Source organism: Arthrobacter sp. 2RAF6 (assembly GCF_052115205.1).
Lineage (GTDB): Bacteria > Actinomycetota > Actinomycetes > Actinomycetales > Micrococcaceae > Arthrobacter.
The window spans coordinates 59,246-83,265 of record NZ_JBFRGF010000017.1 but is presented as its reverse complement, the minus strand read 5'-3'; the positions used below and the strand labels follow the sequence as shown (position 1 = coordinate 83,265).

Here is a 24,020-nt window from a genome sequence, read left to right as displayed (position 1 = left end):
GCCTAGGGACGTGGCGGGCCCCTGGTCGAGGCGCTGGTAACGGCCGTTCACTACGCGTCACGGCGCGTCAACAAGCGCAAAGAACGGACTCATATGGCTCCCTATGAAGCCGCGCGAAGCGCCATTAAGCCCCGCGAAGCGCCATTAAGCTCCGTGAAGAAGTGCAAAAATCCGCCTTGCAGCCGCTTCGAGAGCGCCCCTAGATTGGCAGCCATCCGATAAAACAAGCGATACGAAGCGAGGTGGCGCATGAGTTCAGCAGCAACCACAGTGGCGCAGTCCGCACAGCAATCTGCCCCGGAACCGGCGCCAGGCGCCTTCTTGGAACGCAGCGCCGTCGCGGAAAGCCCGACGGCGGCCGCCGCCCAGGGTGCCGCACCCCAGCCCGCAGCCGACTACTCCGGCTACAAACTGGTCCCTGCCCGGCATCCATGGCGCTGGATAGGAACCGTGCTGGTCGCTCTTGGCGTCGTCGCAGTAGCCTGGTCCCTCGCGACGAACCCTCGCTGGGAATGGGGTGTCGTGGCGCAATGGTTCACCGCGCAATCCGTGGTGAACGGCCTCGTCGAGACACTCAAGCTGACAGCCATCTCCGGCGCGCTCGGCTTTGTCCTCGGCTTCATTCTGGCGCTCATGAGGCTCTCGGCCTCGCCGCTGCTGCTCTCGGTGTCCTGGACGTTCTCCTGGATTTTCCGCTCCACGCCGTTGTTGGTCCAGATGCTGCTTTGGTACAACCTGGGCTACCTCTACGAGAAAATCAGCTTGGGCATCCCCTTCACGGATATCCGCTTCTTCGAGGTCCAGACCACCACGCTCATCAGCCAATTCGCGGCGGCCGTGCTGGGCTTGACCCTCAACCAGGCGGCGTACTCGGCGGAGATCATCCGCGGCGGCATCCTCTCGGTGGATCAAGGCCAGCTCGAGGCAGCTGCGGCACTGGGCATTCCGGCCTGGCGACGCTCCACGAGGATCGTTTTGCCGCAGGCCATGCGGGCCATCCTGCCCACCGCTTTCAACGAGATCATCGGGCTGGTCAAGGGAACGTCGATCGTCTACGTCCTGGCCTATTCCGAGCTCTTCTACACCGTGCAGGTCATCTACAACCGCACCCAACAGGTCCTTCCGCTGCTCCTCGTGGCGACTCTCTGGTACGTGGCCATTACCTCGGTCCTGAGTGTCTTCCAGTACTACATCGAGCGCCACTACTCGAAGGGCGCCGTCCGCAACCTGCCGCTCACTCCGCTGCAGAAGGCCAGGATGTTCTTTGCCACTCACGCACCCGTGAACCTCGACCGAACGAAGGAAGCCCGATGAGTGCCACTGCAACCCGCGAGAGCCCGACGGCGGCGCCAGCCGCCGCTGCAACCCGCGGCCACGTGGAAATCATCAACGTCCGCAAGTCCTTCGGGGGCACGGAAGTCCTCAAGGGTGTGTCCCTCACGGTGCCGCCCGGCGGAGTCGCAGTGATCGTGGGACCCTCCGGCTCCGGGAAGTCCACGCTCCTGCGGACCATCAACCACTTGGAAAAGGTGGACGGCGGGTACATCACCATCGACGGCCAATTGGTGGGCTACCAGGTCCGTGGAAACAAGCTGCACGAACTGCGCGAGAGGGACATCCTCAAGCAGCGCACGGACATTGGCATGGTATTCCAGAACTTCAACCTGTTCCCGCACCTCACCGCACTGGAAAACGTGACCGAAGCGCCCGTCGTCGCGCTCCACCGGAACAAAGGCGAAGCGCGCAAGCGTGCGCTGGAGCTCCTGGACCGCGTGGGCCTCAAGGACCGGGCCGATGCCTATCCACGGCAGTTGTCCGGAGGCCAGCAACAGCGTGTTGCCATCGCCCGGGCGCTGGCCCTTGACCCCAAGATCCTGCTCTTCGACGAACCCACCTCGGCGCTGGATCCGGAGCTCGTCAACGAGGTCCTGGACGTCATCCGCGAACTCGCCACGTCGGGCACCACGTTGATCATCGTCACGCACGAAATGGGCTTCGCCCGCGATGTGGCGGACACCGTGGTCTTCATGGACGACGGCCAGATCGTGGAGCAAGGCAGTCCGCAGGAGATCTTCGCGAATCCCCGCGAACCCCGGACGCGCAGCTTTTTCTCCAAGGTCATCGAACCAGCTTTCAACATCTGAGGAATTCCTAAATGCCACGCATCAAAACCAGGTTTCTCGCGCTCGCAGTGCTGCCTGCCGTCGTACTCCCGGCGCTCGCCGGATGCTCCGACCCCGGCGCGTCCGCCGCTGGAGCGAGCCCGTCCGCAAGTGCAGCTCGCAACGGCGTCGTCTACAACGCCTCGCCGGAACAGAACCGCATCCGGGCGCAGAAGGACCCCGCCGCGGCAGCCGCGGTTCCCGCTGCGATCGGCAAGGACGGCAAACTGACCGTGGCCACCACGGCGGGATCCATCCCGCTGTCCTTCTACGCGACGGACAACAAGACCCCGATCGGCGTCGAAGTGGACCTCGCACAACTTGTAGCCGACAAGCTGGGCCTCGCCCTGGACGTGCAGGTCACCTCCTGGGAGAACTGGCCGCTCAAGACGCAGTCGGGGGATTTCGAAGCCGTGTTCTCGAACGTGGGCATCAACAAGGACCGGGTGAAACTGTTCGACTTCTCCACATACCGCGCCGCATACATGGGCTTCGAAGCCAAGAAGTCGTCGACGTCCAACATCAAGGGCGCAGACGACATCTCCGGGTTGAAGGTCTCGGTGGGCTCGGGCACCAACCAGGAGAAGATCCTCCTGGCCTGGAACAAGGACCTGGAATCCCGCGGCAAGGCCCCGGCAACCCTGCAGTACTACTCCTCCGACGCCGACACCATCCTGGCGCTCTCCTCCGGCCGGACAGACTTGAACATCGCGCCCTACCCGTCCGTGTCCTACCGGGAAAACACCCGGGACGACCTGAAAGTGGTGGGCAAAGTCAATGCCGGTTGGCCCTCCGAGACCCTCGTCGCGGCTACCACCCTCAAAGGCAACGGCCTGGCTCCGGCCATCACGGATGCCCTGAATTCGGCCATCAAGGACGGATCCTACGGCAAGGTCCTGGATCGCTGGGGCCTGAGCGAGGAAGCCCTGCCCGAATCCAAGACGGTTACGGAGGCCAACTTCGGGAGTGCCCAGACAGGGAAAACACAGTGAAGTTCCAGGTACTCGATATCATCCCGCACGTGAAGAACCCGGTAACCGGGGAAATCGTCTCGGCGGCGGAGCGGCTCAACCAGGTGGTGGAGACTGCCCGCAGGGCCGAGGAGCTGGGTTTTGACAGTTTCGCGGTGGGGGAGCGGCACGCCGGAGAGTTTATCTCTTCGTCCCCGACGACGGTCCTCGCCGCGATCGCGGCCGTCACCAGCCGCATCAGGCTCCAGACCGGCGTCACCGTTTTGTCCGTGCTGGATCCCGTGCGGGTGGCCGAAGACTACGCCACGATCGACCAATTGAGCCGGGGCCGCCTGGAACTCGTGATCGGCAAGGGCAACGAAGTGCTGCAGTACCCCTTGTTTGGGCTTTCGCTGGATGATCAGTGGGAGCTGCTTGCCGAAAAATATGGACTGTTGCGGCGGCTGTGGCGTGAGGAGAACGTCACGTGGTCCGGCCGTTTCCGGCCCGCCTTGACCGAAGTAACGACGACGACGCCGCGACCGTTTGCGGGTTCGCCCCGGATTTGGCACGGCTCGGCTACAACCCTGAGCTCGGCGGCGCTCGCCGCACAGTGGGGCGATCCGCTGTTCACCGCCAACGCCATCCAGCCTCGCGAAAACTACAAGATCCTGATCGACCACTATCGCGAGGAATACCAACGCCACGGTCACGATCCCCGCCACCAGTACCTCGGTTCTGGTTCCGGCGCCGGCGGAGTTTTCATCGCGGACACCACCCAGGAAGCCAAGCGCCAGTTCGGGCCGGTCTACGAGGCGTTGACGATTGGACGCAATGTGCCGGGCAACAATTCGCCGTTCCGGGACATCGACCACGCCGTGGCTGATGGGCCTGCACTGGTTGGCAGCCCGGAACAGGTCATCGACAAGATCCTGAGCTACCACGCGCTCTACGGTCACGATCTGCAGTCCATTTCCTTGCCCACCACGCTGCCTTTCGAGCTGCAACTGGAGATCCTCGAGCGGTTCGCGCTCGAAGTCATCCCGGCTGTCCGCGCAGCCGCGCCCACCACGCTGTGGGAGCCAGCGGATCCCTTCGGTGGTCGTCCGGAATTCGCCGGAGCCACCTCGCTTGACGCCGCGGGAACCGTCGCCACAGATCACGCCAACCACAGGAGAAGCAATGCCCACGCCCACTGAAACGGCTACGCCCACCACCGCGGCGTTCACCGCCGAATGGCAGGAATGGCACGCCGCGCACGAGCGCCACCGTGCCGATCCGCATGGGTTCCTCGCCGTCACCCATCTGCACTGGCTCGGGCATTCGTATCGGCCTGGCGGCGCAGCTGCTCCACTGGACGGGGTGCCCGGTACCTGGAGCGTGGAGAACGACATCGTCACCGTGGTTTTGGGGGCGGGCGAAAGCCTGCTGCGGGACGGCCACGAACTCAACCCCGACGCCGCAGGGGCCACCGTCACCTTCGGCCCCATCCCGGAACGGGACGGCCTCAACCTCAAGACGGGGGACGCCGTCGTCGAACTCGCCAAGCGCGGCGGCGAGTACATCGTCCGGCCGCGGGACCCCGGGAACCCGCTGCTCAACGAATACCGCGGCACCCCGGCATACGCGCCGGATGCTTCGTTCGCCGTGAACGGTACGTTCGTGCCGTTCGAGGTGCCCCGACCCACCACCGTGGGCGCCGCCGTCGAGGGCATCCAGCATGTCTACGAGGCGCCCGGCGAGCTCCATTTCAGGCTCGCGGGCCAGGACCTGGTACTGACGGCCTTCAATGGACATGCTCCGGGCACGCTCTCGGTGTTGTTCACGGACGCGACTTCCGGCAAGACCACCTACGCGGCCAATCGTTCGCTCACCCTGACCCCGGCTGCGGACGGATCCGTGGTGCTCGATTTCAACCGTGCGGTCAACCTGCCGTGCGCCTATACGGACCTTGCCACCTGCCCGCTGCCGCCTGCCGAGAACCGGTTGAGCGTGGCCATCGAAGCCGGCGAACAGATCCCTTACGAAAGGCAGGAACAGCAATGAGCGGCAACCCTCGTCCAGGCCGGCCCGGATTCTTGGCCTTGGAGCTCGACGGCGACGGCGCCCACCCAGCAGCCTGGCGCAAGGCACGGCATGCCCCGGATGAGTTGCTGAACGGTGCGCGGATCCGGAGCACGGTGTTGTCGGCGGAGTCGGCGGGGTTTCATGTGGCGACGTTCGCCGATGGGCCGGTGGCTGGCAGTTCGGACGCTGGCGGGCCTGATATTGCCGGCCGTCTGAACGCCCTGCAGCGGGCCGCTTTCGCCGGGCCGGTGACAAGTTCCATTGTGCTGGTTCCCGAAGTCGACACGGTCTACACCGAGCCCTTCCACATCTCCACGCAGCTGGCCAGCCTGGACTACGTTTCTGGCGGACGGGCCGGTTGGCTCGTCGCGGCGAGCGGCTCCGCAGAGGAGGCCGCCGCCGTCGGGCGCTCTTTTGTTGAAGGTGCCGCGCTGGCGCAGGAGGCCGCGGCGTCGGTGGAAGTGAGCCGGCGGCTCTGGGATTCCTGGGAGGACGGTGCCGTGATCCGCGACGTCCCCACCGGGCGTTACCTCGACGTCGACAAACTGCACTACGTCGACTTCGAGACGCCAGCGGATTTCTCAGGAGCCGGGTATTCCGTGAAAGGACCCTCGATCATTCCGCGCCCGATGCAGGGGCAGTTGCCCGTGGTTGCGCAGGCTGATTTGCTTCCTTCGGACGTCGATATCGCGTTGGTGTCCGCTCCGACGACTTCACTTCTTGCCACAGAGGTTGCGGATGTGCGTCGATCTGTTGTTAAGGGCGGCGCCGTTGTTGGGGGCGGCCCGGCGGTAGTGGCAGAGCTCGACGTCGTTCTTGACTCGCGCGGGCAAAGCGCCTCCGCGCGGCTCGCAGAACTGGACTCGTTTACTCCGTGGTCCAGTTCCCGTGCGCGTTTCGTCGGCACGGCAGCGGAATTGGCGGACTTCCTTGCGGGGCTGCTTGCGGTGGCCGACGGCGTAAGGCTGCATCCGGCCGTGCTGGACGTGGAGCTCGAGGAGTTGGCGCAGCTGGTGCTGCCCGAGCTCCGGCGCCGCGGGGTGCTAAAGCCTGTTGCCCCGGGCGGCACGTTCCGGGAATTGCTGGGTCTTGAACGGCCGCTGAGCCGGTACGCGGATGTTGGCGCCGCGGCGGCGGGCTTGGGCGCTTCGGCGGGCGCCGCCGTCGTTGGCTCGGAAAACTGAGGAGAGAACATGACGCAGCACAACCGTGCTAAATTCCAGCCGAGCGGGAAGATCCAGTTCGGGATCTTCTTCCAGGGCGTCAATTCCGGCACCATCTGGAAGGCGCCCGAATCCGGTTCGCAGACCGATTTTGAGTCGTTCCGGAGGATCGCCCAGACAGCCGAGCGCGGGCTGTTCGCGGCCTTCTTCTTGGGGGAGGGCCTGCGCTTGCGGGAACACCTCGGCCGTCCGCATGCCTTGGATGTGGCGGGCAGGCCGGACGCGCAGACCATGCTGGCGGCGCTCGCGTCGGTGACGTCCAACATCGGGCTCGTGGCAACGCAGAACACGACGTACAACGATCCCGCCGACCTCGCGCACCGGCTCGCCTCGCTCGACTTGCTCTCCGGCGGCCGCGCGGCGTGGAACGTCGTGACCACTGACAATGCCTGGACCGGGGCGAACTTCCGGCGGGACGGCTACCTGGACCACGCCGATCGCTACGTCCATGCCGAGGCATTCGTGGAGACGGCGAAGAAGATCTGGGACTCGTGGGAGGACGGGGCGGTTTCCCAGTCCGTTTCTGCGGATTCCTGGGCGGTTCCATCGCATGTCCGGAGCGTGCACCACTCGGGGCAGCACTATTCCGTGGACTTCACGCCCCGGCTCCCGCGCAGCGCCCAGTACAGGCCTGTGTTGTTCCAAGCCGGCGACTCCCCCGAGGGCCGCGACTTCGCCGCCCGCCAAGCGGATGTCATTTTCTCGGCACACCCGAAGTTCGACGACGCCGTGGAGTTCCGCAGCGATATCGTCGCGCGCTCCCTGGCAGCTGGACGGGGAGCCAATGACGTCCAGATCATGCCTGCCAGCGAGTTCATCCTCGCGGCAACCGACGAGGAAGCCCGCGAAAAGAAGGAATGGGTCCGAAGGCTGCAGATCGGGCCGCAGCAGGCAGTTGCGTATCTCGAACAGTTCTGGGGCCGGGAGCTATCGGCCTACGATCCCGATGGTCCGCTTCCGGAGATCGATCCTGTGGTGGAGGAGACCTCCGAGACGCGTGGGAGCGGTTTCCACGGGGCCAAGGCGCGGCAGCTCGCCGAGCAGTGGCGCGCCGAGGCCAAGGAGAAAGGGCTGTCCATCCGGCAGTTCGTGAGCTCGCGGACGTCCAGGGTGGACGCGACGTTCACGGGATCTTACACAGCCGTGGCCGATACCTTGGCCGAGTACGCCCGGGTGGGTGCCGTGGACGGCTTCAACATCTCGCCATGGCTTATCCCGACGGGCTTGGATGACATCGTGAACCATTTGGTGCCCGAGCTGCAGGAACGCGGCGTGTACCCCACGGAATACGTCGGCTCCACTCTCCGCGAGAACCTGGGCCTCGCGACCCCGGCGCGTTCGGAGTCGTTGGTTCCGGTGCAGCTTTGAACTTCCATCGATTGCTGAGTAAGTGCCGTTTTGAGCGTCTACGACGGCGTTCTGGGCCCACGCCGGCAGGGTTCCCTGGCCGAACTTGTGAGGCGAGGGGGCCGGTGGGGGGCAGTGGTTACAGCAATGACGGACTGGTACGGCTGCAACTGACTGTGTGGGCACAGCAACTCTAGAACGGATGCATCAAGAACGGAAGAAACATCCACCTGACCCGGGGTTTCCAAGACAAAGCCGTGGCCTTGGCAGAGGCGGCGGGCCGGGCTCGTATCTCTGCGCTAACGAGATGACGTGGCGTGTAGCGTTTAGGGCACCCCGGGCATTTAATCGGGCGGGTCATACGGGAATCAGAGAGTGCCTGCATATCGGTTTTCTCGAAGGTAAGGCATGAAGGTGCCTAGCTGACCGGCGGGGGACCGGCTAACGGGCGGTTTGACCGGGCGGTGTGCGAGGAGTTTTTCGTGAGTAGTACCCGGCGCACGGAAGCATACCCCGGCAGGCGGGGAGGCTTCGGCTACCGTCCAGCGAGGTTCTGGAATAGGTTGCCGGGTAGGCATGAGAGGCACAGAATGAACCCACAACCGCTGCTACAGGAGAGCACAATGTCGGGTAGGGGAGCATCACTGTCGCTGGGCCTGCTCGGAATCCTTGCCGGGTTGCACTGCAGCTGCTTGTAGGTTCGAGCTTGAACGATCTTGGCCTGTTCCTCATTAGCCTTGCGGCTACTTTCGTTCTCATAGTTCCCGTCATCGCCACGATGCCATTGCGGCGAGCTCGGATCGCCGCGTCTCCGGAATCTCGCAGAGCCGTATACATAGCTATGACCGTTGCGTTGCTTCTCGCATGGATCATCCTGATAGCAGTCAGTATCGTGAGCGGCATTGAGTGGTTCCGAATAATCGGGGGACTCGGACTGCTCGGGATCACCCCAATCGCATGGGCCATAATGAGTTTCAGTGTGTGGCCAAAACCCAGCCGCCGTGCTGACAGTGCATAACAGCCTGCAGCCAGGGTTCCTCAAACGGACTGTTCGGTGATGGTCTTGGTCCACTTGGTGACCTGCCCGGTAAAGGATCCCCTTGCGGGTAACGTCGAGTCCCTCTGGCCAGGGCGGAACATTCGTAATACGATTGTCCTCATGGAACGTAGGATGCACGGACGGGAGGTCTCGGAGGCCGAGATCGATCATTGGGTCGAGGAAGCCGAGACTGGTTACGACGTTGAGGAGCTGAAGTCGCGGATGGGGCGCCCTGCTCGGGGCGCGGACGCGTCGCAGGTCGTTCCCGTGCGGCTGACGGTCGAGGAGCTTGCGGCCGTAATGGCCCGGGCCGAGCGTGAGCATCTCAACCGCTCCGAAGCGATCCGGGCTGCCTTGGCCGCTTGGTCGCAGGCGGCGTGATCGTCCGGCGATCCGCGCACAAGCACGGGATCAGCTCCGCGGACGGGATCGAGGCGGCGACCTGGCCGCTGGTCTCGATCCCCTTGGACGATGACGACCCCCGCCGGTTCCCCCGTCTTGGCTTCGATACCCACGGTCGGCTACTGGAACTCGTGGTGCTGGTCTGGGACGACGGGAGCGAAGAACTCATCCACGCGATGAAATGCCGCCCTCAATACCTCGGCATGCTCGGCTAGCACTATCTCGCAGGAACATCGAGACCGACCCGATTGTGCGCTCACCGATCGGCTTACGGGGCGGTTTGGGGCGCGATGTTCGGAGAACTGTTTCTGCTGATTTCGGCATCAGGTGTCGGCCGTCCTTCGGCTTTCAGCGTTTCTAGAGGTTCCGGTATCGGCCCCACCGGACCCAGGCGAGAACTGCGATACAGGCAAACCCTAAGTCCGCAAGCAGAAACCAGACGAAGCCTTTGCCTTGCTCGATCAAGATGACGACGGTATAGAGAATCACAAGAGCCGAAAAGCCTATGGCCCTGATCAGCAGCTCAGGAGGGGTCGTCTTTTCGATTGTCCTAGCCCGCACTCTTGGGCTATCTGTGGCCGAGAAAATCGGTGATCTTGCGCCTGCGTGAAACCGCGCCCTCCTCATTCATGGCCCCAGAATAGGTGAACGAGAACGTTTCATCTACGAGTCCTCACTATTGTCGCCAACGGGCGGTATGGGAAGTCTCTGCGACTCACCGTATGGGCCGTTGAGGGTTCCTCATGCGGGGCCGCTAGACGGTGAAATTAGACTTGGCCCCGCTTTAGTGGCCTTCCACTGTGTCGAGGAGTTTCACCGGTGATTCCGGGCTTGCGGCGATCTCCACGTCTCCCTCCTCAGTAACGAGAGACATTGCCTGGATTCCGAATCCTGTGACGTATTTCCTTTCCTTACGGCTAATCGGGCGGCGATCAGGAAGAAACTGAAGAACCTTGATCGTCGTGGGCCGCCCAGACGGTTCCAGGGTGTCATACACCGCCGGCTGGAAATGGATTAATCCAGCGCTGGGTGTCGCGATTCCCATGTTCCAAATTCCGTCGAGAGAGCCAGGACGTGAGTTCGGGTAGCGCAGGTATGCCCGGACTTGCCCGTTTTCTTCGAGCCGGACCTTGGTCCTACGAATTCGCCGCAACTCGAATACCGAGAGAGCACCGTAGATGATGGCCCAGAATACAGACTCGGCGATGACCTCGACCAAAGGGCGCCCGAAGGCCAGCAGAACAGCCATCACCACGACCCACGCAAGCACCAGTGCCAACGCCACTGCCAGTTTGGGATGACGACGGACCCATTCCCTCATGCAAGCAATACTAGGTGCGCGGCCCCGTTGAGGGTTCCTCTTACGGATCCTCGGCTACGAGCAGATGCCGATGGAAAACGCGCATACAACCAGGTCCGGATCAGGAAAAACTGCGGGCTCAGCTCCGTGCAGTACAGCGCCAAGTCTTGCAGTCCGCACAACGGTCTTGTTGACAAGCGGCCAACCGGCGGATGCACTTAGCTCATGGCATCCAAGGAGACTGATGCAAGGCTCCGGATCGCTGTCGCTCTAATCGTTGTTGCCTCGCTGTCACTTCGCTCTTTATGGTTTGGCGTCCCGAGACAGAGATGTGGTTCAGGCTCATCCAAAGCCTCATGTGCGCCTTACTGCTTCTCTGGGCCGCCACGATTCTGGTCGGAAAAATCAAAGGTGGCCAGCTGGTCCTGACCCGACGGCGTTGGAAGTATTTCACTCTCATTGGGGTCGTCGTGGCTGTAACCATCATGCTCGTGGTCACGTTCGTCCTCCCAGGACGGCCGGGCGGTAACGCTGCGCTGCCGTTGTTCCCGACCATCGTAGGGTTGTTTGTTGCCCAGCTATATGAACCGGCAAGCAGTGCTCAATTCAAGGCGTCAGACCTCAGCGAAAAGGATGCCAAAACCTGGAAAAGAATCTCCCTTGGGCTGGTCCTCGTCGGAATCGTTGTCGGATCCGTCGCCGGTATAGCCGGAGCGGCTGGCAACATCGGCGCGCTTGCGCTGCTCCTGCCGATTGGAATGCTCTTCCTGGTCTTCGCCGCTGCCATCTGGATTATGTTCAGGACGAGGAATCGGTGGTTGAAACCAGAACCCTAAGTAGATTGGCAGGACCCTGGATCCAGCTCCTTTGGAGCCATACTCCATTCAGTTCACCTCGTCCGATGGATCCATGTCCCGCAGAGCCATCGCCTCACGAGTGGCAAACGGCCCAGATAGTGTTGGCCGGATGGCCAGGCATTGGCCTGACCGCCTCTTTCTTCGTGGTCCACTGTTAGTGTCTCGGCATGGCTGATGTGAGGAAACGCCGGCTGAGGCTCATTGTGGTCACAGGCTTCATCTTTATTGCTATTTCGCTTGCCGGAACGTTCCTTGGCAAAGCGCTTGGTTGGCCGACAGTTGCAACAACTGCTGTGACGGCACTGATCGCGGTTGCTTTTGTTCTTGCGATGACTGACCGAATCAAAAAGCTCAAATAAGCTTGGACTCCGCCGGTAGACGTTTCCCAAACGGGAATCGTTGACAGTTCGAGCGGTTCGAGTTCACTATGACGCATGAACACACAGGGGGAGACGCGTTTCCGATCCATGTGCGCAGTCGTGATGGGGCTGATGTCACTGCTCAGTGTGGTCATGCTGATGGCTTTGCCGAAGTCCGGCGGTGATGCAGCCACTTGGACCGTCATCGGACTGGTGATGGCGTCGTCAGTTTTTGCGATGGCAGTGGTGCTGCTAAAGGGACAGGACTTCGGCGTGAAGTGGGTGCGACACACTCCACGCTGGAGGTACTTCTTTGTTGGCGTCTTTGCCCTCTTTGGGGTTGCAACCATAGTCTTCGAGCCGCAACTATCATTCGCGTATTACCCGGCATTCGCTGCCGTGTTCATCGGGCAGCTTTTCAGGGAAGAACGGCCGGACTCCAACCAGCACGGAATTGAGAGTGGTCGGAGGCAGCGTATGGCTCTTTGGTCCGGGGTGCTGTTTGCCGGGTCCGTGGGCGGAATGGTTTGGACGGTGCTTGCTATTTTGGCGGACGCAGGCGCACTGATCAACATGGCGATACTGGTATCGGTCCTCCTGTGGTCCGGTGGTTTTCTTATTGCGGCGAGACTTTATGGGTTCCGCCGCGGGAAGCGTGATAGGGAGCAGGGCAACGTGCTCAACCCCTAGCTGCTGAGAAGGCAGCACAGGCAGAGTCTGGCTCGGGCTCGTCGACCGGGCGTCGAAGGGAAGCCGCGGTACAGTCGGCGTTGCCAGCTGATGCTGACTGGCACACGATTGAAAGCGGCTCGCTGATCGCCCGCGCAAGGATGCTGAGTTCATCGGCGGCAAAGGGCGCGACGCAGAGCTGTCAGAGATCCCGTTGAACTCACTTCGTTTGACTTGAGATCGCGGGAGCGCCCGGGATACCCAAGAGGTACACCTGCTTGGACGGCTCCCTGATTCATGGCGTCCAGCGATCGACTGTCCGGTAAAGGATCCTATACCGGACAGTCCTTCTGTAATACGGGCCAATTGGGCCGAGGTAGGTGTCAGTCTTTCTTCAGTTCCTCGGCGAGCATCACGAGGATTCCGCTTGGGCCGCGAAGGTACGTGAGCTTGTAGACGTCCTTATAGGTCGCCACCCCGCGTAGCGGATGGCATCCATGCTTCGCAGCTACCTCAAGGGCCTTGTCGATGTCGTCTACCGAGAAGGCCACGCGGTGCATGCCGATGTCGTTGGGACGAGTCGGGCTCGACTCGATCGCTTTGGGGTGGATGTATTCGAAGAGTTCAAGTCGACCATGTCCGTCTGGGGTCTGGAGCATCGCAATGTTCGCGTGGTTACCATCAAGTCCGACAGCAGTATCGGTCCACTCCCCGCTGACTGTGTCACGGCCGATGACCGTCAGACCGAGATCGGTGAAAAAGGCGATTGCTGCTTCGAGATCGCGAACGGCGATACCGACATTCTCAAGTTTGATAGCCATGCCTTGAAAGCTACCAAGGCGGACCGATCAGCTCCAGTAGCGATGCGCCCTGGCTGTCCGCTAGCCGATGTTTATCGGACGCTCAGGTGTTCCCGAACGCGGCCAGTGCTACCGGCTGCCAGTCGCGCCAGGTGTCCAGCCGCTGATGGTATTCCTGCGTCACTGCTTCGAATGAGCGGCCGAAGAAGACGCGTAGGGGTGGTTGTTCGGCGTCGACGACGGCGAGGATGGCGGCTCGGGTCGCGACGGGGTCGCCGGTTTCCCATCCAGTGTCAAGGCGGTTTCGGATCACTTGGTAGTCCGGGTTCTGTTCGCTGGCACGCGATCCGCCGGTCAGCCAGTCCGTGGCGTAAGGGCCCGGTTCGACATTGGTGACGTGGATTCCGAATGCTTCCACCTCCTGGGCGAGTGATTGGGAGAGGCCTTCCAGGGCCCATTTCGATGCGTGGTACGCGCCGATTCCGGGGAACGCGCGGACGCCGCCCTCACTGGTGACCTGCAGGATGTGGCCGGAGCGCTGGGCCCGCATGATCGGCAGTGCCGCTTGGGTGACCCAGAGGGCACCGAAGAAGTTTGTCTCCAGCTGGTCGCGGATGTCGCTCTCGGTTAGTTCCTCAACCATGCCGAAATGCCCGTATCCAGCGTTATTCACGACGATGTCGAGCGAGCCGAACCGATCCGCGGCTCGGCGAACCGCCGCGAAGACCGCAGCGCGGTCGGTAACGTCGAGCCGGATCGGTAGCACCTGATCCCCGTAGCGGCTGACCAGCGGTGCGAGCTGGTCGAGGATGCGGGCGGTCGCCGCGACGCTGTCGCCTCGCTCGAGCGCGGCCTCGGCCCACTCCCGACCGAAGCCGCGTGATGTGCCAGTAATGAACCAAGTCCTCGCCATGATGTCCTCTCGTCGCACCGGTGCTACATGCTCCGGCGACACCCCCTACAGTGCGCCGGCGGGAGGCATACCACAAGCGACGATTCCGCATCGCAGCCATGAGCTGAGCGCATGGGTAGCATGGAGGCATGGCTGAAGTGACCTTGATCGGATTGCGGCTGATCGGCGAGGTCGCTGCGCTCGGGTCGTTCACGGCCGCAGCCGAATCCCTCGGTTACACACAGTCGGCGGTGTCGCGGCAGGCGACCGCCATGGAAGCCGCCGTGGGGACCCCACTGTTCCAGCGGGAGGCCCGCGGGGTGAGCCTGACCCCGGCCGGATTCGTGCTGGCGCGGCACGCGGTCGGCATTCTGGCCGGGGTCGAGGCGGCCGAGGACGAGTTGGCCGGCCTGCGTGACCGACTCGCCGGCCTCATCACCGTCGGGGCCTTTCCGACCGCCGCGGCCGTTCTCGTTCCGCGGGCCATTGCCCGCCTGCGGACCGACCATCCGGGGCTTGTCGTGGTCCTGAAGGAGGGCTCGAGCCCGACCCAGCTGCGACGGCTGCGCGCCGGACGTATCGACGTGGCCGTCATCGGCGTCGGGTCCGGTCTGCAGCCCTACGACCTGAACGGGCTGCGCCACGAAGTCCTGGTGAAGGGCGACCTCTGCCTGGCCGTGCCGGCGACCCACCGCTTCGCCCGTCGAGCGCGAGTCCCGGTCGGTGAGCTGAGCGCGGAATCCTGGATTGTCGGTGTCGGCGCCGCCGGCGAACCTCAGTTCGAGGCCTGGCCCACCCTCCGCAACCCGCACGTGGCTTATGCGGCGCGCGAGTGGCCCACCCGGTTCGGCCTGGTCGCCGCAGGCTTGGGTATCTGCGTGCTGCCCGAGCTGGCCGCTGCTGCGGTGCCAGTCGGGGTGGCGGTCGTCGGAGTCGATGATCCCGGATGGCTCGGCCGCAGCACCGTAGCCGTCACCCGGACCGAGCCCACAGCCGGTGCAAGTGCTGCGATCCACGCTCTGCACGCCGAAGCAGACGGGTTGCGCGCAATCAGTTGACGCATTCGGCCAGTGCCCGCCGAACCAGCTCGCGGCCATGCTACGACCTCGCCAAGCTGTGACCGATCTCACGCCACCGCGCTCTCGCCGCGCCAACTCAGATTCCCGGTAGACGTTCCGTAAACGGAACGGCAAACCGCCATTTCAAGCTGCCATTTAGGCGCCATTACGGGTTAACGGTCACAATCTTGTGCAGATAGACTCCTGAGGTGCTGACTCTTGAACCCCCGAGTGCGCCTCGCGGCATCGTCCTCTTCGGTGCCGGCGCCGGAGGCGACCCGCGACGTTACAGAGATTTGCTTGACGGATTCGTTGACGCGGGACTCGTGGTTATTGCACCGATGAACGAGCGCTTCGATCCTCGTGTGGTTACGACAGAGCAACTGCAGAGTCGAGTGGAAAGCCTGGTATCAGCCCTCGCCGATTACCATGACGCTGATTTGCCTGTCGTTGCGTCTGGTCACTCAGTGGGGGGCTGGGCGGCCTTATGTCTCGCCGGCGCGCAACCATGGGGCCGCGACGGGCAGCCGATCCCGGTTCCTGCTGTGCAACGGGTGACGCGTCTTGTCTTGTTCGCACCGCCGGTCGGTTGGTTCCAAGCGCCAGGCGCGCTGCGCCGAGTCGACGTCCCGATCGTCGTGCATGCAGGAGAGAATGATGTGGTCACCCCCGCGGATACAGCAGCACTGCTTCGGACGGCACCCGGGACAGTGAGCATTCGAGTCCATGAGAACGTCGGGCACTACGACTTCATGACCGAACTGCCGCCAAACATGACACCAACTTCTGGGCAGGACCACGCCGTTTTCCTCCGAGAACTGAGACGGCTAGCAGGCACCGATACCGCTTGACGCCATGGACGCGGCGCGCATGTCCCGCTGAGGGATCCTTCACTGCACTCAGGAATGCCCGCCTCCGTCACCTTTGTGCGACGGAGGCGGGCATCTTTAGTGGACTAGGCGGCGGTGTTTGAAACCGTGGTTTCTACCGTTGTCCATGCGGTCGCTGTTCCGGCGGGCATCGTTCCTCGTGGTTCGGTGAGGACTTGCCGTTCCCCAATGGGAAGCCCGTTTTGGGGGTCGATGATGATGTCTTGACGGAAATGCGAGAAATCTTCTACGCGGCCGATGGCTACTCCCTTCCGGCCGTCGAGTGTTGCTTGTTCATCGGTCACCGTCACTCCTGGGATCAGCGCCGCGGCCTTGTACAACGTGGCGCGGAGGTCGCCAGGAACGACCCCGGTGCCGAGGAGATCGGCGATGAATACCAGGGCCTCACCGTCAACCGACTGACCCTTTCCTGAGGTTTTTTATAGATTTCATCCAGAAGCGCACGTGGTTCTCGCGACAGGGAGTCCAGGTAGCTGAGGGAAGGGAATGTGGATTCGCTTCCTGGCCCGTAGAAGGCTCCCTTCGCCCCGCGCAAGACGTATGCTTCCGGCCCGGCGGCTTGGGTGCGCTCTACATATTCCTTTGACACGTCGTCAAAAAATGTCGTCGGAATCCGGCCTGAGCGTTCCCATACCCATTCCTGGTTCCTGTCGGCCGGGATGTACATCGTCTGCTTCTCCGTATCCAGCCACTGATACTCTTTTCGGTTTTCGTCCACTGCCGCCGAGGCCCATAGGTTGGTGCTTTGAATCTTCAGGTACTGTCCGGGGTTTACTACGGGGTCAGCTGTCTGGATGGTTGCTGCCGCCGCGTTGTTCAGAACCTCGGCCGCCTGGGCGGTAGCGCCTGGACCCGTGGGCTTGACTACATCCGCGACCACCAGTCCGCCGACGAGTAGGGCCGCAGCGGCAGAAACGAGGAGAATGCGGCGCTTAAGGCGGATCGGCCTGGCGGCTGCCGTGGTGTGTGTGGCCGCTGCCGGGGAGCTGGATGCCGGGCCGATTCTGGCCATGACTTTGTTGCGGCCGCGCGCCAACGTTGCTTGTGGCGGGGTGCCGATGTCGTTACGCATTTCGCGGAGCAGCTGCAAGTCGTCTCGCCGCATATCTATAAATGCTTGAGGCGTGCCGGTCGTACAGCTCCCCGAAAGCTGCGGGGCTGTCACGTGACCGCCTGATGATGTCGTTGTCTGTGCTCACACTATGTATTGCCCGCTGGCGGTAAAAGAGTTCACGGGCCCCCTTCTCCGCCGCAAGGGATCTCAGGATTAGCGGCGTTCATAGGGAGTGTTTCATGCAACTGCCCGCTGAAGGATCGGCTAACGGACGCCCTCTCCCGCGCCCAATTGTTCATCTTGCGATGTCTTAGTCGTCCTGTCGCTCCGCTCATAATGCAGCTTTACTCCTATTCCAACAGCTACGAGAACGACGATTAGCCCACCTGCGGCAGTGCGCCAGGGATCGAACTCCGGCCGGAAAATGATTGTCCCTGGAATGACCAGGAACCTCACCGCTTGAGACCACGAAAGTATGAAGTTCCTTCTCATGCTTGTCCTTAAACACGCCAGACGCGCGGGAAATCGCTCCTGAAGAAGGTCCGCCTTGACATGTTCGGAGCCTACATCCCAGGACCTGTCCGGGACGGGCTTCTCGTCCGGGGGCAGCTACCGTCCGCTGAGGGTTCCGCTTGCGGGCGTCACACCTCGAGCACCGACTGACGCGAGCGGTTTCACGGTTTTCCGTGCCCGCAGACCGTCACTCAGGCGGTGAGCAACGCGAGCGGGATGACCGCCACGCCATCCTGTCGACGATATGCGTGGGCGCCCGTGTTGATGACGACGAGATCGACGACTTGGTCGGGGAGCGACTCCTTCAGCCAGAGCAGGTGGCGAACGTCGTGGTCAGTGATAGCGGATTTTAGCTTCACTTCAACACCCACAGCTTCCGCGTGTCCTCGGTGGATGATGAAGTCAATCTCGTGCCTTCCATCATGGTCGCGGAAGTGAGATACCTGCGCGTTGTTTGCCTCCGCATAGGTCTGGAGGCTGAGGGCGACGAGTGCTTCGAAGAAATCGCCGAGGCGGGTTCGGTCCCCGTTGTTGGTCGCGGGTTGGGCGGCGGACATCAGTTTGACCTCGTTGAGGTTGAGCAGGCGCGCGGAGAGTGCCGGATCGGCGAGAAAGTGCTTCGGCGCGAGGGAAGCTCGTGACAGGATCTTCTGACCGGGCGACCAGGCGTCGACTTGGTCGAGCAGGTAGAGGCTGCTGAGGACGTCACGGTAGGCGATCGACGTCTTCTTCGTCGGTCCTGTTGGTTCACCTGGGTCGAGACTGGCACCGATCTTCGCGAACGTGGATGCGGATGCGGTCGCCGAGGCGTAACCCCGCAACCAACCTCGCAGCAGTTCAGGCCGGCGGATGCGGTGTCCCTGTTCGGTGAAGTCGTGAGTGATGACTCGCTCGATGTAGTCATCCAGCCAAACTCCGCGGGCACGATCGCTCATCTGCCGGGGCTGCGGGAATCCCGAGGCAACGATTTCGCGGACATAGTCGCGCAGTTCAACGTCACTGGAACCGTGGATGTCCGGGGTGTCTACGCTGAGCAGATCGCCGACGCGGACGGTGGGCGTTGCCAAGTTGCGTTCCGCGATGGAGAGAGGTCGCATCCGGAATCTGATGATACGGCCGGCGCCGGAGTGGAGGCGGGCGCCAACGGGTGCGGCGCTGCCGGCCAAGATGAACCGTTCGCCGGTCGAGTCGCCGTCGACGAGGCGGCGGACACGGTCCCAGACCTCGGGGACACGTTGCCATTCATCGATAAGGACTGGGGTGTCTACTCTGCTCAAGTACTTGGGATCCGCTTGGATCAACTGCCGTATTTCAGGGAGGTCCAAGTCGAGAATTGTGTTCGCTCGCTGCCTCCCAGTGGAGGTCTTCCCGATTGCGCGAGCACCATCGATGGAGATTGCAGCGAACGAAGGGAAGAGCTCGTCGATTGAGTCATCGATGATCCGTCTCTTGTATCCGTCCATTGTGATGATTCTCCAGCGCTTCTTGACTAGTACACCATTGTGAGCGTTTCCAAGCTACCATTTTGAGCGCGATTACTCCACCGTTTTGAGCGTTCGTGGTAAACCACTTTGAGCGCTCGCTCGCGCGCTAAACGTCCCGCAAGAGGTTCGGCTAACGGACCCTTGTTGGGCCAGACCCTCAGCCGGAAAGAGGCCAACAGCGGCACAGTGCCCAGCAAAGGATCTCTTACCGTGACAACTTCACGCTATCGACGCGAAGGTGTAGACGGCCTGTGGGGCGCCGAACTCGATCATGCTTCCGGTCTGTCTTGCGCCGAGTGCTTCAAGGAGCCTCCGGATGGAGTGTTGGCTTCTTGGGTCACGACGATGACTTCAGGAGTGTCGGCGGTCACGTTGGTCCGAATCCATTCGAGAGCGCTGGCGACGGCGACGCGACACTCGGAGGAAGCTCGACGAACGCAGGCCCCTGCGCGCGCTGAGTGCGTGACGCTTGGGGATTCAGGTCGGTGCACCATTCGGGATCGACGCGGAAATCGCGCTTGCCGGGGTGAAGGTCGGAGCTGACGAATCCGAGCGAGATCAGGTGCGCCTTGGTGAATTGGAAGACTCCGAACCGTTCCTGTTCCTCTACGAAGACGAGCAGTCCAGACATCGACTCGTCAGCCGTGAAGGGCCTGGTCGATCCGCCGTCGCCGCGCTTCCAGACCGCGACGAAGGCGCCCGGCTTCGTCGATGTGATCCGGGCGGTGCGGATTCGCCACTGCTCCTTCCCGATGCGGGCGACCCCAGATTCGTAGTCGCTGTTCTGTATCTTCAACCTGGATGACAGGCTGTGCATCGGCAGGAGCGGACGCAAGGTCGATGAAGCGCTTGAGTGCGTGGAAATTCACTATCAAACTGTATTCGCTCAAGAATCCTGCCTGAACCTGTCCGGTTGACGATCGGCTAACGGGCACCAAGAGTGACATTTATCGCTGCGATTCACACACTTCGTCGTGGCATTGAGTTGTTCGTTGCCCTGTGCGGCAAGATGGCAGGATGCCTCTTGCCAATCTGCTCACCAGCCTCAGAGAACTTCCTGAATCGGTATCGCGAGACGCATATCTGCGGTTCGTGAACTTAGTGGGGGACGCCGCATTGCGTCGAAATGGCGGACTGGAGCATGTCACCGGGTCCTGCTTCGTGTTTTCGCCTGAATTCGATCGTGTTCTCCTGTGTTTCCATCGCAAGGGGCAGTTCTGGGTGCAGTTCGGCGGTCACATCGAGTCGGAGGATGCATCGGTGGCGGCAGCAGCACAGAGGGAGGCCCGCGAGGAGTCCGGAATTGGCGACCTTGTCCTGCTTTCTCCCGCGATCGTGGATCTTGACCGGCACGATCTGCATGGGGGATTCTCATGTTCCGCCCATTGGGATGTGGGGTTCGCTGCGGCCACCGCCCCGGATGTGGAGCTCTCCGTGAGTGATGAAAGCGAGGACATCCGCTGGTTCCCGATCAACGAATTGCCAGTTCAAGTGCCGGCAGGCTTCTGCGGGCGCTTGGAACGTGTCCGGCGCGCCGCGATCTCACTGAGTGGGACACTGATCGGTTAACAGTGCACGACAAACTCGGCATTGAAGCGGCCATCCATGATGTGTCCATTGCGCACGTGGCAGAAGAAGGACTCCTGACCTGGTTCCGGTCGGAATGGCTCCCGGATCCGCGCCCGCTCGCAGCCGATGTGTGGGTGTTCTCGCCGGACTTCCAACGCCTACTCGTGGTTCAGCATCGCTGGCGCGGCCTCGTGCCTCCCGGCGGGCGAGTGGAACCAGGGGAGACACCGCGCGAGGGTGCAATTCGCGAACTTGCCGAAGAGACAGGCATTGAACTTCTTATGGCCGACCGCCCGGCGTTCGCGGCTGTCCGCTCATACCGGTCGGACTGGTCAGCGACACTGAACCTGTCGTACTGGACGATCGCCGAACCCTCGACCGAGCTCCTGCCGGAGGATGGCCAGCCCGCGCGGTGGGTCGACGTTTGCTCGGACTGGCGAACCTTCCATAAACCGGATGCGACTGTGATAGCCCGGTTTGCAGGACAACAGAGCACCTATTGACCGCTTGGGCTGCTGCTCGCAGTTGAACGGGGGTTGGCATTGCGTCGGCGGACTCAGGAGTGCCGCCGATCGTGGCGGGCCGTAGACGACCGCGTTCGCTAGATCAGGCTGCGACCATGAACACGTCTACCGGATCCTCGGTCTCCAGGACAAAGCCGTGGCGTTCGTAGAGGCGTCGGGCCGGGCTGCCCTGGAGCACGTTGAGCCGGAACGGTCGGTGGTCCTTGGACTCGCCCATGACCCGGTGGAGCACGCCGGCCCCAAGACCTTGCCCCTGGAATCCAGGGTTGATGTAGAAGTGCTCGATCCACAGCGCATCGGGTTCCGGGCGGACAGCGATGACACCGGTAGCTCGTCCTTCCATGGCAATGACGAAGGTGTGATCCGGCTGGAACGCATTCAAGAAGCGCTCTCGGACCCGGACCGGATCCCAACGCCCGAGCCGCTCCAAGTCAGGACGCATGACGACGGCGCGCAATTCCGCGATCCAGCCGGCATCGGTGGGCAGGGCGGGACGGAGCGAGAATTCAGCAGGCACTGGACTATTCAACCCCATCGATTGCTCCATAACTGCCGTTTTGAACGGCGATAACGGCAGTTATGGAGCAATCGACGCGTCAAGAAGTGAGCACCCGCACCGGATTCCCCCGCACCCACGCGCGCACGTCCTCGAACGCCTCGCCATAGAAGCGGGCGTAGCTTTGCGACGTGACGTACCCCAGGTGCGGCGTCAGCACGGTGCGCGGCGCCGTGAGGAGGGGGTGGTCCGCCGGGAGGGGCTCGACGTCGTACACGTCCAGGGCCGCGCCGCCGAGCCAGCCCTCGTTGAGGCCGCGGAGGAGCGCAGCCCCGTCTACGATCGGTCCGCGGGCTGTGTTCACCAGGACGCCGTCCGGGCCGAGGAGCCGCAGTTCGTCCTCCCCAACGAGCCCCCGGGACCGTTCCGATAACCGCACGTGGACACTAACGACGTCGGACTCCCGGAAGAGTGCCTCCTTGCTGACCTTCCTGGCGCCGGCCGCGGCGGCAGTCGCATCCGTGAGGTTCGGACTCCAAGCAATCACCTCCATGCCGAACGCCTTGCCAAAGCCGGCGATTTGGCTCCCGATGTTGCCCAGTCCCAGCACCCCTAAGGTCTTCCCGGACAACTCGAAACCAACAGTAGATTGCCATTTTCCAGCGCGGAGCCCGCGGTCCTCGAACGGCACCTTCCGTGCGAAAGCCAGGAGCAGGGCCCACGTCAGCTCGGGCGCAGCTGCGGGTGAGCCGCCTGTCCCACAGACAGTGATGCCCTGCTCCTTGGCTGCGCGCAGGTCGATTGCTGCGTTGGCCATCCCGGTGGTGACCAGGAGCTTCAGCTTCGGCAGTTGCCGGAGGATCCCGGCGTCGAAAGCTGTGCGTTCCCGCATGGCCATGATGATGTCGAAGTCGCGGAGGACGTCCACGGCGTCCGCCAATGGCTCCTTGAAGACGGTGACCTCGACGCCGTCTCCGGCGAGCTCGGCCCACGGCGCATAGTCGTAGGCGACGGCTTGGTAGTCGTCGAGGATGGCAAGGCGCTGGCCCATGGAACTCCCTTTCGCTTGACCGGAGTGCAGCGCTTCCGGATACGTCGAAAGTTACACCCTGGGCTATCGACTGCTCCGTAACTGTCGTTTTCGACCCCCAATACGACAGTTACGGAGCAGTCGATGCTACAACCTAGCGCTAACTCTTCGGCAAGCCCGGCGGGTTCAGTTCAGACTTCCGGATACCTTCCGCCGAAAGACCCCAGCGGTCAAGGATTTTCCCATACGTACCATCCTTGATGAGCGAGTTCAGTCCTGCCTGGGCTGCGGCAGCGAAGCCGTTGCCCTTCTTGGTGGTCACCGCGATGCTCGCTTTGAGCGGCCACCCGCCGTCAACCGGGCCCACGTTCTTGGTCTTGCCATCGGTCTGCGACTTGTAGGACGCGGTCGCGTTCGGCCCGAACGTCAGGTCCGCACGGCCCGACTGAAGCGCGAGCGTGGAGGCCGAGTCGTCGTCGTAATACTGGAACTCGACCGGCTTCAAGCCGTTCTTCTTGTTCTCGGCGTCCCAGCGCAACAGGATTGCTTCCTGGTTGGTGCCCGAGCCCACAATGATCCGCTTGCCCGCCACGTCCGGAGCCGAGTCCACCTTCGTGATGGGGCTGTCGCTCTTGGCGTAGAAGCCCAGTTTGTCCTCGCGGTAGCTGGCGAAATCGAACTTGAGCTTGCGCTCTTCCGTCACGGTGACGTTCGAGATGACTGCCTCGTACTTGCCCGATTCCACGCCCAACGGCCAGTCGGCCCAGGCCGTCGGCACGATGTCCGGCTTGAGTCCCAGCGATTCTGCCAGCGCGACGGCGATGTCCACCTCATTGCCCACCGGAGTCTTGTTGTCCGTGGCATAAACGGCCAGCGGCGCGGCGAAGGGACTCACCGCGACGGTCAGCTTGCCGTCTGCCTTGACCGACTCGGGAACCAGGGCGGCGGCTTCCGGTGAGACCTGTACAGGGAAGCGGTTCTGCTCGGGAGCCAGGTTGAAGGTTTTGCCGGCGGAAGTGCCAGTGGACGACGACGGCGCTGGCGCGGCTGAGGCGCCCGGGTCCGAGCACGCAGCGAGGCCGAGAGTCGTGGTCACCGCGAGTGCCAGTGCGGTGCCTGTTTTGAAGCGTGAAATAGCCATGGAGTCCCCTTCGAAAGTGATGGATGGTGTGCGTTGCTGCAACTATCCGGCAGGGCCCGGTGCCGGTCAAAGCGCTCTGAAACGCTGGGATACAGGGGTTAACGGAGGTTCATGAGAGTTCCCGAAGGGTCACATAGTCGGCGTGATTTCTTGGGTGCGGGCCGCGTGCTGTGTTCCGGAACGCAGCCGCGACC

General features: G+C 62.6%; 25 protein-coding genes. 15 read left to right on the top strand and 10 right to left on the bottom strand.

Annotated elements, in window-relative coordinates; translation table 11 throughout:
• The first annotated feature begins 249 nt into the window (after positions 1-249).
• The 9 genes from AB4Z38_RS13795 to AB4Z38_RS13755 all read left to right on the top strand — a co-directional run bounded on the left by AB4Z38_RS13795 (position 250) and on the right by AB4Z38_RS13755 (position 9,405).
• Positions 250-1,314 carry an amino acid ABC transporter permease gene (locus tag AB4Z38_RS13795; protein WP_441430238.1) on the top strand — a complete coding sequence of 355 codons (1,065 nt, stop codon included), beginning with the start codon at positions 250-252 and terminating at the stop codon, positions 1,312-1,314.
• The gene (locus AB4Z38_RS13790; RefSeq protein WP_441430237.1) at positions 1,311-2,144 is read left to right on the top strand and encodes an amino acid ABC transporter ATP-binding protein; all 834 of its coding nucleotides are present in this window, start codon (positions 1,311-1,313) and stop codon (positions 2,142-2,144) included. The genes AB4Z38_RS13795 and AB4Z38_RS13790 overlap by 4 nt, the downstream gene beginning before the upstream one ends.
• A gap of 11 nt (positions 2,145-2,155) precedes the next feature.
• On the top strand, positions 2,156-3,154 hold the full coding sequence (locus tag AB4Z38_RS13785) for an ABC transporter substrate-binding protein (protein ID WP_441430236.1): 999 nt from the start codon (positions 2,156-2,158) through the stop codon (positions 3,152-3,154).
• Positions 3,151-4,311, top strand: coding sequence for an LLM class flavin-dependent oxidoreductase (locus tag AB4Z38_RS13780; protein ID WP_441430235.1), 1,161 nt, complete (start codon positions 3,151-3,153; stop codon positions 4,309-4,311). Before AB4Z38_RS13785 ends, AB4Z38_RS13780 begins: the two co-directional genes overlap by 4 nt.
• A complete protein-coding gene (locus AB4Z38_RS13775) occupies positions 4,295-5,158 on the top strand; it encodes a DUF1684 domain-containing protein (protein ID WP_441430234.1) in 864 nt (287 codons plus the stop codon). The genes AB4Z38_RS13780 and AB4Z38_RS13775 overlap by 17 nt, the downstream gene beginning before the upstream one ends.
• The gene (locus AB4Z38_RS13770; RefSeq protein ID WP_441430233.1) at positions 5,155-6,363 is read left to right on the top strand and encodes an LLM class flavin-dependent oxidoreductase; all 1,209 of its coding nucleotides are present in this window, start codon (positions 5,155-5,157) and stop codon (positions 6,361-6,363) included. The genes AB4Z38_RS13775 and AB4Z38_RS13770 overlap by 4 nt, the downstream gene beginning before the upstream one ends.
• A 9-nt stretch (positions 6,364-6,372) precedes the next feature.
• Positions 6,373-7,770: an NtaA/DmoA family FMN-dependent monooxygenase gene (locus AB4Z38_RS13765; RefSeq protein WP_441430232.1), complete on the top strand. Its 1,398-nt coding sequence runs from the start codon at positions 6,373-6,375 to the stop codon at positions 7,768-7,770.
• A gap of 1,138 nt (positions 7,771-8,908) precedes the next feature.
• Positions 8,909-9,169, top strand: coding sequence for a ribbon-helix-helix protein, CopG family (locus tag AB4Z38_RS13760; protein ID WP_441430231.1), 261 nt, complete (start codon positions 8,909-8,911; stop codon positions 9,167-9,169).
• Entirely contained in the window at positions 9,166-9,405 is a 240-nt protein-coding gene (locus AB4Z38_RS13755) for a hypothetical protein (protein WP_441430230.1), read from the top strand. Before AB4Z38_RS13760 ends, AB4Z38_RS13755 begins: the two co-directional genes overlap by 4 nt.
• 569 nt (positions 9,406-9,974) lie before the next feature.
• On the opposite strand, the gene AB4Z38_RS13750 is transcribed toward AB4Z38_RS13755, so the two are convergent.
• Complete coding sequence (locus AB4Z38_RS13750) at positions 9,975-10,511, bottom strand: hypothetical protein (protein ID WP_441430229.1); 537 nt, start codon at positions 10,509-10,511, stop codon at positions 9,975-9,977.
• A 335-nt stretch (positions 10,512-10,846) separates the two neighbouring features.
• Between AB4Z38_RS13750 and AB4Z38_RS13745 the strand changes: the two genes are divergently transcribed.
• The 3 genes from AB4Z38_RS13745 (at position 10,847) to AB4Z38_RS13735 (ending at position 12,396) form a co-directional block, all read left to right on the top strand.
• On the top strand, positions 10,847-11,326 hold the full coding sequence (locus tag AB4Z38_RS13745) for a hypothetical protein (protein WP_441430228.1): 480 nt from the start codon (positions 10,847-10,849) through the stop codon (positions 11,324-11,326).
• A 188-nt stretch (positions 11,327-11,514) separates the two neighbouring features.
• On the top strand, positions 11,515-11,706 hold the full coding sequence (locus AB4Z38_RS13740; RefSeq protein ID WP_441430227.1) for a hypothetical protein: 192 nt from the start codon (positions 11,515-11,517) through the stop codon (positions 11,704-11,706).
• A 132-nt stretch (positions 11,707-11,838) separates the two neighbouring features.
• A complete protein-coding gene (locus AB4Z38_RS13735) occupies positions 11,839-12,396 on the top strand; it encodes a hypothetical protein (protein WP_441430226.1) in 558 nt (185 codons plus the stop codon).
• A 362-nt stretch (positions 12,397-12,758) separates the two neighbouring features.
• Here AB4Z38_RS13735 and AB4Z38_RS13730 read toward each other — a convergent pair whose 3' ends face one another.
• Both AB4Z38_RS13730 and AB4Z38_RS13725 read right to left on the bottom strand, forming a co-directional pair.
• The gene (locus AB4Z38_RS13730; protein ID WP_441430225.1) at positions 12,759-13,196 is read right to left on the bottom strand and encodes a VOC family protein; all 438 of its coding nucleotides are present in this window, start codon (positions 13,194-13,196) and stop codon (positions 12,759-12,761) included.
• A gap of 82 nt (positions 13,197-13,278) precedes the next feature.
• A complete protein-coding gene (locus AB4Z38_RS13725; protein WP_441430224.1) occupies positions 13,279-14,088 on the bottom strand; it encodes an SDR family NAD(P)-dependent oxidoreductase in 810 nt (269 codons plus the stop codon).
• A 128-nt stretch (positions 14,089-14,216) separates the two neighbouring features.
• Here AB4Z38_RS13725 and AB4Z38_RS13720 point away from each other — a divergent pair, with 128 nt between their 5' ends.
• On the top strand, positions 14,217-15,125 hold the full coding sequence (locus AB4Z38_RS13720; RefSeq protein ID WP_441430223.1) for a LysR family transcriptional regulator: 909 nt from the start codon (positions 14,217-14,219) through the stop codon (positions 15,123-15,125).
• Positions 15,126-16,080: 955 nt separating this feature from the next.
• Here the strand turns inward: AB4Z38_RS13720 and AB4Z38_RS13715 are convergent.
• The 4 genes from AB4Z38_RS13715 to AB4Z38_RS13700 form a co-directional block, all read right to left on the bottom strand.
• The gene (locus AB4Z38_RS13715; protein ID WP_441430222.1) at positions 16,081-16,299 is read right to left on the bottom strand and encodes a hypothetical protein; all 219 of its coding nucleotides are present in this window, start codon (positions 16,297-16,299) and stop codon (positions 16,081-16,083) included.
• 14 nt (positions 16,300-16,313) lie between these two features.
• Positions 16,314-17,120 (bottom strand): hypothetical protein, encoded by an 807-nt coding sequence (locus tag AB4Z38_RS13710; RefSeq protein ID WP_441430221.1) that lies wholly within the window; start codon positions 17,118-17,120, stop codon positions 16,314-16,316.
• A gap of 653 nt (positions 17,121-17,773) precedes the next feature.
• Positions 17,774-19,045 (bottom strand): ATP-binding protein, encoded by a 1,272-nt coding sequence (locus AB4Z38_RS13705; RefSeq protein ID WP_441430220.1) that lies wholly within the window; start codon positions 19,043-19,045, stop codon positions 17,774-17,776.
• Positions 19,046-19,433: 388 nt separating this feature from the next.
• The gene (locus tag AB4Z38_RS13700; RefSeq protein WP_441430219.1) at positions 19,434-19,862 is read right to left on the bottom strand and encodes a MepB family protein; all 429 of its coding nucleotides are present in this window, start codon (positions 19,860-19,862) and stop codon (positions 19,434-19,436) included.
• 221 nt (positions 19,863-20,083) lie between these two features.
• On the opposite strand from AB4Z38_RS13700, the gene AB4Z38_RS13695 reads away from it, so the two are divergent.
• Together AB4Z38_RS13695 and AB4Z38_RS13690 are read left to right on the top strand one after the other, a co-directional pair.
• Complete coding sequence (locus tag AB4Z38_RS13695) at positions 20,084-20,635, top strand: NUDIX hydrolase (protein WP_441430247.1); 552 nt, start codon at positions 20,084-20,086, stop codon at positions 20,633-20,635.
• Positions 20,636-20,637: 2 nt separating this feature from the next.
• Positions 20,638-21,138, top strand: coding sequence for an NUDIX hydrolase (locus AB4Z38_RS13690; RefSeq protein WP_441430218.1), 501 nt, complete (start codon positions 20,638-20,640; stop codon positions 21,136-21,138).
• Between the two features lie 103 nt (positions 21,139-21,241).
• On the opposite strand, the gene AB4Z38_RS13685 is transcribed toward AB4Z38_RS13690, so the two are convergent.
• The 3 genes from AB4Z38_RS13685 to AB4Z38_RS13675 form a co-directional block, all read right to left on the bottom strand.
• A complete protein-coding gene (locus tag AB4Z38_RS13685) occupies positions 21,242-21,694 on the bottom strand; it encodes a GNAT family N-acetyltransferase (protein WP_441430217.1) in 453 nt (150 codons plus the stop codon).
• 61 nt (positions 21,695-21,755) lie between these two features.
• Entirely contained in the window at positions 21,756-22,706 is a 951-nt protein-coding gene (locus AB4Z38_RS13680) for a D-2-hydroxyacid dehydrogenase family protein (RefSeq protein ID WP_441430216.1), read from the bottom strand.
• 139 nt (positions 22,707-22,845) lie between these two features.
• Positions 22,846-23,826, bottom strand: coding sequence for an ABC transporter substrate-binding protein (locus tag AB4Z38_RS13675; protein ID WP_441430215.1), 981 nt, complete (start codon positions 23,824-23,826; stop codon positions 22,846-22,848).
• Positions 23,827-24,020 lie beyond the last annotated feature (194 nt).

What these genes read in the sequence shown, in the direction of transcription:
- AB4Z38_RS13790 (WP_441430237.1), top strand. Translation starts at nt 1,311, where the DNA reads ATGAGTGCCACTGCAACCCGCGAGAGCCCGACGGCGGCGCCAGCCGCC.
- AB4Z38_RS13710 (WP_441430221.1), bottom strand. Translation starts at nt 17,120, where the DNA reads ATGCGGCGAGACGACTTGCAGCTGCTCCGCGAAATGCGTAACGACATC.
- AB4Z38_RS13730 (WP_441430225.1), bottom strand. Translation starts at nt 13,196, where the DNA reads ATGGCTATCAAACTTGAGAATGTCGGTATCGCCGTTCGCGATCTCGAA.
- AB4Z38_RS13725 (WP_441430224.1), bottom strand. Translation starts at nt 14,088, where the DNA reads ATGGCGAGGACTTGGTTCATTACTGGCACATCACGCGGCTTCGGTCGG.
- AB4Z38_RS13750 (WP_441430229.1), bottom strand. Translation starts at nt 10,511, where the DNA reads ATGAGGGAATGGGTCCGTCGTCATCCCAAACTGGCAGTGGCGTTGGCA.
- AB4Z38_RS13705 (WP_441430220.1), bottom strand. Translation starts at nt 19,045, where the DNA reads ATGGACGGATACAAGAGACGGATCATCGATGACTCAATCGACGAGCTC.
- AB4Z38_RS13785 (WP_441430236.1), top strand. Translation starts at nt 2,156, where the DNA reads ATGCCACGCATCAAAACCAGGTTTCTCGCGCTCGCAGTGCTGCCTGCC.
- AB4Z38_RS13760 (WP_441430231.1), top strand. Translation starts at nt 8,909, where the DNA reads ATGGAACGTAGGATGCACGGACGGGAGGTCTCGGAGGCCGAGATCGAT.
- AB4Z38_RS13680 (WP_441430216.1), bottom strand. Translation starts at nt 22,706, where the DNA reads ATGGGCCAGCGCCTTGCCATCCTCGACGACTACCAAGCCGTCGCCTAC.
- AB4Z38_RS13795 (WP_441430238.1), top strand. Translation starts at nt 250, where the DNA reads ATGAGTTCAGCAGCAACCACAGTGGCGCAGTCCGCACAGCAATCTGCC.
- AB4Z38_RS13720 (WP_441430223.1), top strand. Translation starts at nt 14,217, where the DNA reads ATGGCTGAAGTGACCTTGATCGGATTGCGGCTGATCGGCGAGGTCGCT.
- AB4Z38_RS13735 (WP_441430226.1), top strand. Translation starts at nt 11,839, where the DNA reads ATGTCACTGCTCAGTGTGGTCATGCTGATGGCTTTGCCGAAGTCCGGC.
- AB4Z38_RS13675 (WP_441430215.1), bottom strand. Translation starts at nt 23,826, where the DNA reads ATGGCTATTTCACGCTTCAAAACAGGCACCGCACTGGCACTCGCGGTG.
- AB4Z38_RS13765 (WP_441430232.1), top strand. Translation starts at nt 6,373, where the DNA reads ATGACGCAGCACAACCGTGCTAAATTCCAGCCGAGCGGGAAGATCCAG.
- AB4Z38_RS13770 (WP_441430233.1), top strand. Translation starts at nt 5,155, where the DNA reads ATGAGCGGCAACCCTCGTCCAGGCCGGCCCGGATTCTTGGCCTTGGAG.
- AB4Z38_RS13745 (WP_441430228.1), top strand. Translation starts at nt 10,847, where the DNA reads ATGTGCGCCTTACTGCTTCTCTGGGCCGCCACGATTCTGGTCGGAAAA.
- AB4Z38_RS13695 (WP_441430247.1), top strand. Translation starts at nt 20,084, where the DNA reads ATGCCTCTTGCCAATCTGCTCACCAGCCTCAGAGAACTTCCTGAATCG.
- AB4Z38_RS13775 (WP_441430234.1), top strand. Translation starts at nt 4,295, where the DNA reads ATGCCCACGCCCACTGAAACGGCTACGCCCACCACCGCGGCGTTCACC.
- AB4Z38_RS13685 (WP_441430217.1), bottom strand. Translation starts at nt 21,694, where the DNA reads ATGGGGTTGAATAGTCCAGTGCCTGCTGAATTCTCGCTCCGTCCCGCC.
- AB4Z38_RS13740 (WP_441430227.1), top strand. Translation starts at nt 11,515, where the DNA reads ATGGCTGATGTGAGGAAACGCCGGCTGAGGCTCATTGTGGTCACAGGC.